This is a genomic window from Mesorhizobium sp. M7A.F.Ca.ET.027.02.1.1, from assembly GCF_004022985.1.
In the GTDB taxonomy this organism is placed as follows: domain Bacteria; phylum Pseudomonadota; class Alphaproteobacteria; order Rhizobiales; family Rhizobiaceae; genus Mesorhizobium.
Genome location: NZ_RZOL01000487.1, coordinates 1 through 4202, shown reverse-complemented (window position 1 = coordinate 4202; position 4202 = coordinate 1). Strand labels below are relative to the sequence as shown.

Annotated in this window: 6 protein-coding genes and 1 riboswitch; of the genes, 3 read left to right on the top strand and 3 right to left on the bottom strand. The window is 62.4% G+C overall.

The features are described from left to right. Positions 1–51 precede the first annotated feature (51 nt). From EN749_RS31900 to EN749_RS31890, 3 genes are read right to left on the bottom strand one after another with little or no spacing between them, the layout of a single operon-like run. Entirely contained in the window at positions 52–654 is a 603-nt protein-coding gene (locus EN749_RS31900; RefSeq protein WP_127382173.1) for an NADH-quinone oxidoreductase subunit C, read from the bottom strand. Between the two features lie 4 nt (positions 655–658). Beyond that, on the bottom strand, positions 659–1240 hold the full coding sequence (locus tag EN749_RS31895) for an NADH-quinone oxidoreductase subunit B (protein WP_013531090.1): 582 nt from the start codon (positions 1238–1240) through the stop codon (positions 659–661). Next, positions 1231–1596, bottom strand: coding sequence for an NADH-quinone oxidoreductase subunit A (locus EN749_RS31890; protein WP_010910112.1), 366 nt, complete (start codon positions 1594–1596; stop codon positions 1231–1233). Before EN749_RS31890 ends, EN749_RS31895 begins: the two co-directional genes overlap by 10 nt. 330 nt (positions 1597–1926) lie before the next feature. Here EN749_RS31890 and EN749_RS31885 point away from each other — a divergent pair, with 330 nt between their 5' ends. The 3 genes from EN749_RS31885 to EN749_RS31875 all read left to right on the top strand — a co-directional run. After that, complete coding sequence (locus tag EN749_RS31885; RefSeq protein WP_128364649.1) at positions 1927–3126, top strand: winged helix-turn-helix domain-containing protein; 1200 nt, start codon at positions 1927–1929, stop codon at positions 3124–3126. Between the two features lie 29 nt (positions 3127–3155). Next, positions 3156–3360: riboswitch (cobalamin riboswitch) on the top strand. Positions 3361–3398: 38 nt separating this feature from the next. Continuing rightward, on the top strand, positions 3399–3827 hold the full coding sequence (locus EN749_RS31880; RefSeq protein WP_127397675.1) for a DUF1636 family protein: 429 nt from the start codon (positions 3399–3401) through the stop codon (positions 3825–3827). Between the two features lie 2 nt (positions 3828–3829). Then, on the top strand, positions 3830–4202 hold a 373-nt coding region (locus tag EN749_RS31875; RefSeq protein ID WP_281061936.1), incomplete at its 3' end, for a GTP-binding protein.

Below are 4202 nucleotides of genomic sequence, written 5' to 3'. Positions count from 1 at the left end.
GTGTTGCGGGCCGAAATTGATGTTGAAGTTGCGGACGGAGGTTTCAGCCATTTACTGCTTTGCCTTCTCGTCACCCGGCAGGACGTAATCCGTACCTTCCCACGGGGACAAAAAATCGAAATTGCGGAATTCCTGCTTGAGCTCGACCGGCTCATAGATAACGCGCTTGGCCTCATCGTCGTAGCGCACCTCGACGAAGCCGGTCAGCGGGAAATCCTTGCGCAGCGGATGGCCTTCGAAACCATAGTCTGTCAACAGGCGGCGCAGATCGGGATGGCCCGAAAACAGCACGCCGTAGAGATCATAGGTCTCGCGCTCGAACCAGTCGGCACCGGGAAAGACGCCGGTGATCGATGGCACCATGGTTTCCTCGTCGGCCTGCACCTTGATGCGGATGCGCACATTCTGCTTCGGCGACAGGAGATGGTAGACGACGTCGAAGCGCTTGGCCCGCGACGGATAGTCGGCGCCGCAGACGTCGATGATCGAGATGAACTGGCAGCGCGCATCGTCGCGCAGGAAGGTCATGACCTCTACCAGATCGCGCGGCTCGACGCGGATGGTGAGTTCGCCATAGGCGATATCAGCCTCGTTCACGCGGCCGATCAGCTTCTCGCCGAGATAGTTCGACAGTTCGCTCAGGGATGCGGTCATGGATTTACCGTTCGATCGTGCCGGTGCGGCGGATCTTCTTCTGCAAGAGAAGAATGCCGTAGAGCAGCGCTTCGGCGCTCGGCGGGCAGCCGGGCACATAGATATCGACGGGCACGATGCGGTCGCAGCCGCGCACCACCGAATAGGAGTAGTGGTAGTAGCCGCCGCCATTGGCGCAGGAGCCCATCGAGATGACGTAGCGCGGTTCCGGCATCTGGTCGTAGACCTTGCGCAGCGCCGGCGCCATCTTGTTGGTCAGCGTGCCGGCGACGATCATGATGTCGGACTGGCGCGGGGACGCGCGCGGCGCGACGCCGAACCGCTCCGAATCATAGCGCGGCATCGAGGTGTGGATCATCTCGACCGCGCAGCAAGCGAGGCCGAACGTCATGAACATCAGCGACCCGCTGCGCGCCCAGGTGATGAGCGCCTCGGTCGAAGTGACCAGAAAGCCCTTGTCGGCCAACTCGTTGTTGATCTCAAGGAAGAAGGGATCGTCCTCCCCCACCGGCCTGCCGGTGTTGGGATCGATAATACCCTTGGGCTTCGGCGCGACGAGGGTGCCTGAACTGTCGTTCAATCCCATTCCAGCGCTCCTTTTTTCCATTCATAGGCAAAGCCGATGGTCAGCACCGCCAAAAACACCATCATCGACCAGAAACCGAGCATGCCGATCTTCGAAAACGACACCGCCCACGGAAACAGGAAGGCCACTTCCAGGTCGAAGATGATGAACAGGATCGACACCAGGTAGAAACGGATGTCGAACTTCATGCGGGCGTCGTCGAACGAGTTGAAACCGCACTCATAGGCGGAAAGCTTTTCGGGATCGGGATTGCGGTAGGCCACCAGGAAGGGCGCGGCCAGCAGCGCCAGGCCGACAACCAGCGCCACGCCTATGAACAGGACGATGGGCAGGTATGAGCTCAAGAGTGCGTTCATGCTCGGCTTTCCGTTGGCGCCAATCCAGTTTGATTACAGCACCGGACCCTAATGCGGAAGCGTGACAGTTTAACCGCTGAACCGTTTTAAGGGCCTATGCTGCAACGCGGCGAGGGTTAGCGCAGCACTTCCAGCGAAGCAAGTCAAACCTTGTTCAAAACACCGACCTGGACGGCATATCGCGGCAAACTGGTCCGATCTGCTCCTGTTTGATTTCCTTCGCTTTTTACTCCACTTTTCTCTCCTGACATGGATGCAGCCAAAACCCTGCTAGCATGGGTTGGAATCAGCCATTCGACCCTCGGTCAAACACTTCAAAGTGATGCCTGCATGAAGGAAAAGATCTCGCTCCCCACAGCCCGTCGCATCGCGCTTGCCGCCCAGGGGTTTCTCGATCCCCGCCCGACCGGCACGCCCGACCGCCGGCATTTTGCCCGCACCCTCTCCCGCACCGGCCTGCTGCAGATCGATTCCGTCAGCGCGGTGGTGCGCGCTCATTATATGCCGCTCTATTCGCGCCTTGGTCCCTACCCGTTCTCGCTGCTCGACAACGCGGCCGTGACGCGTAAGCGCACGGTTTTCGAATACTGGGCGCACGAGGCCTCCTTCCTGCCGGTCGAGACCTACCCGCTGATGCGCTGGCGCATGCAGCGCGCCGAGCGCGGCGACGAAATGTATCTGGGCCTCGCCAAATGGGGCCGCGAACACGCCGGCTATATTGAGGAGATCTATCGCCAGGTCGCCGAGCGCGGCCCGATCGCCGCTTCCGCGCTCGAAGGCCAGAAAGGTTCGGGCGGCTGGTGGGGCTGGAGCCACGCCAAGCACGCCTTCGAATGGTTGTTCTGGGCCGGCCGCATCACCACGGCGCACCGTCGCGGTTTCGAGCGCTTCTATGATCTGCCCGAGCGCGTACTGCCGCAGGCGATCCTCGACCTGCCGGTGCCGACGCCTGAGGACGCGCACCGCGAATTGCTGCGCATCTCGGCCCGGGCCCATGGCGTGGCGACTTCAGGCGATTTGCGCGATTATTTTCGGCTTTCGCCGGCGGACATGAAGGGCCGGCTGGAGGAGCTCGTCGAAACGGGCGAGTTGCTGCCGGTGCGCGTCGAAGGCTGGGACAAGCCGGCCTATCTTCACCGGGACGCCCGCCTGCCGCGCAAAATCGGGGCCCGCGCCCTGCTGGCGCCGTTCGATCCGGTTGTCTTCGAACGATCGCGCACCGAGCGGCTGTTCGATTTCCATTACCGCATCGAGATCTACACGCCGGCCGACAAGCGGCAATACGGCTATTATGTCCTGCCGTTCCTGCTCGGCGACAGGATCGTGGCACGCGTCGACCTCAAGGCCGACCGCCCGGCCAGCATACTGCGGGTCCATGCGGCCTATGCCGAGCCGGGTGCGCCGCCTGAAACCGCTGCAGAACTGTTCGAGGAATTGAAGCAGATGCAGGGCTGGCTTGGCCTTGACCGCATGGAAGTGGCCCCGGCCGGCGATTTGGGTCCGGCGCTGGCCGACATCGCCATGTCGTAAGCTCGCGTTGACACCGCCGCTCGCAAAAGCCTAAATCCGGTTCAGATGGTCTCTTGCCCGCAACGGCAAGAGCTAAGAGGGAATGCGGTGCGGGGCAAAATCCCAAATCCGCGGCTGTCCCCGCAACTGTAAGCGAAGAGCCAAGGCCGAAAGCCACTGGGAGTTCCCGGGAAGGCGGCTACCCAAGGCGATGACCCGCGAGCCAGGAGACCTGCCGTCTGCGACTTTAGAATCCGATCGCCCGGCGGGTTTCCGGGCAAGGAGCCCGATCTTTGGACCACGACAGCAGTTTTTCGGCTGGCACAGCGGATATTTCGTCCGACCATGATGATGCCTTGGCCGGCGTCACCATCATCGTCTGCGCCTCCTGCCGCAATGAGACCGGCTCCGACGCCCATCCCCGCGCCGGCGAATTGCTGGCGGAGGATACGCGCCGCGCCGCATCCGGCGACGACATCCGCATCCGCAGCGTCGAATGCCTTGGCAATTGCAAGCGGCGCCTCAGCGCCGCCATCCTGCGCGACGGCTGCTGGAGCTATGTCTTTGGCGACCTGACCGAGACCAGCGGCGCCGACCTCGTCACGGGCGCCAAGCTTTTCGCCACCTCGACCGACGGTCTCATTCCCTGGCGTGGCCGCCCCGATAGCCTGAAGCGCGGCCTCGTTGCCCGCATCCCTCCCCTCGACCTGCTGAAGGACTGACCATGACTGCCCCAGATTCGCCTGCGAACCTCTCCCGCGTTCCCTGCACCGTCGTCACCGGCTTCCTCGGCGCCGGCAAGACGACGCTGGTCCGCTATCTCCTGGAAAACGCCGGCGGCAAGCGCATTGCCATCATCGTCAACGAATTCGGCGACATCGGCATTGACGGCGAGATCCTGAAGGGCTGCGGCATCGACACCTGTCCGGAGGAAAACATCGTCGAACTGGCCAATGGCTGCATCTGCTGCACCGTTGCCGACGACTTCGTCCCGGCGCTTGACAAGGTCCTGTCGCTGACGCCGAGGGTCGGCCACATCCTGATCGAGACTTCGGGCCTGGCGCTGCCCAAGCCGCTGGTCCAGGCCTTTCAATGGC

Excerpts from the sequence above, each read along its gene's own strand:
- EN749_RS31890 (WP_010910112.1), bottom strand. The coding sequence starts at position 1,596 with ATGAACGCACTCTTGAGCTCATACCTGCCCATCGTCCTGTTCATAGGC.
- EN749_RS31885 (WP_128364649.1), top strand. The coding sequence starts at position 1,927 with ATGAAGGAAAAGATCTCGCTCCCCACAGCCCGTCGCATCGCGCTTGCC.
- EN749_RS31895 (WP_013531090.1), bottom strand. The coding sequence starts at position 1,240 with ATGGGATTGAACGACAGTTCAGGCACCCTCGTCGCGCCGAAGCCCAAG.
- EN749_RS31900 (WP_127382173.1), bottom strand. The coding sequence starts at position 654 with ATGACCGCATCCCTGAGCGAACTGTCGAACTATCTCGGCGAGAAGCTG.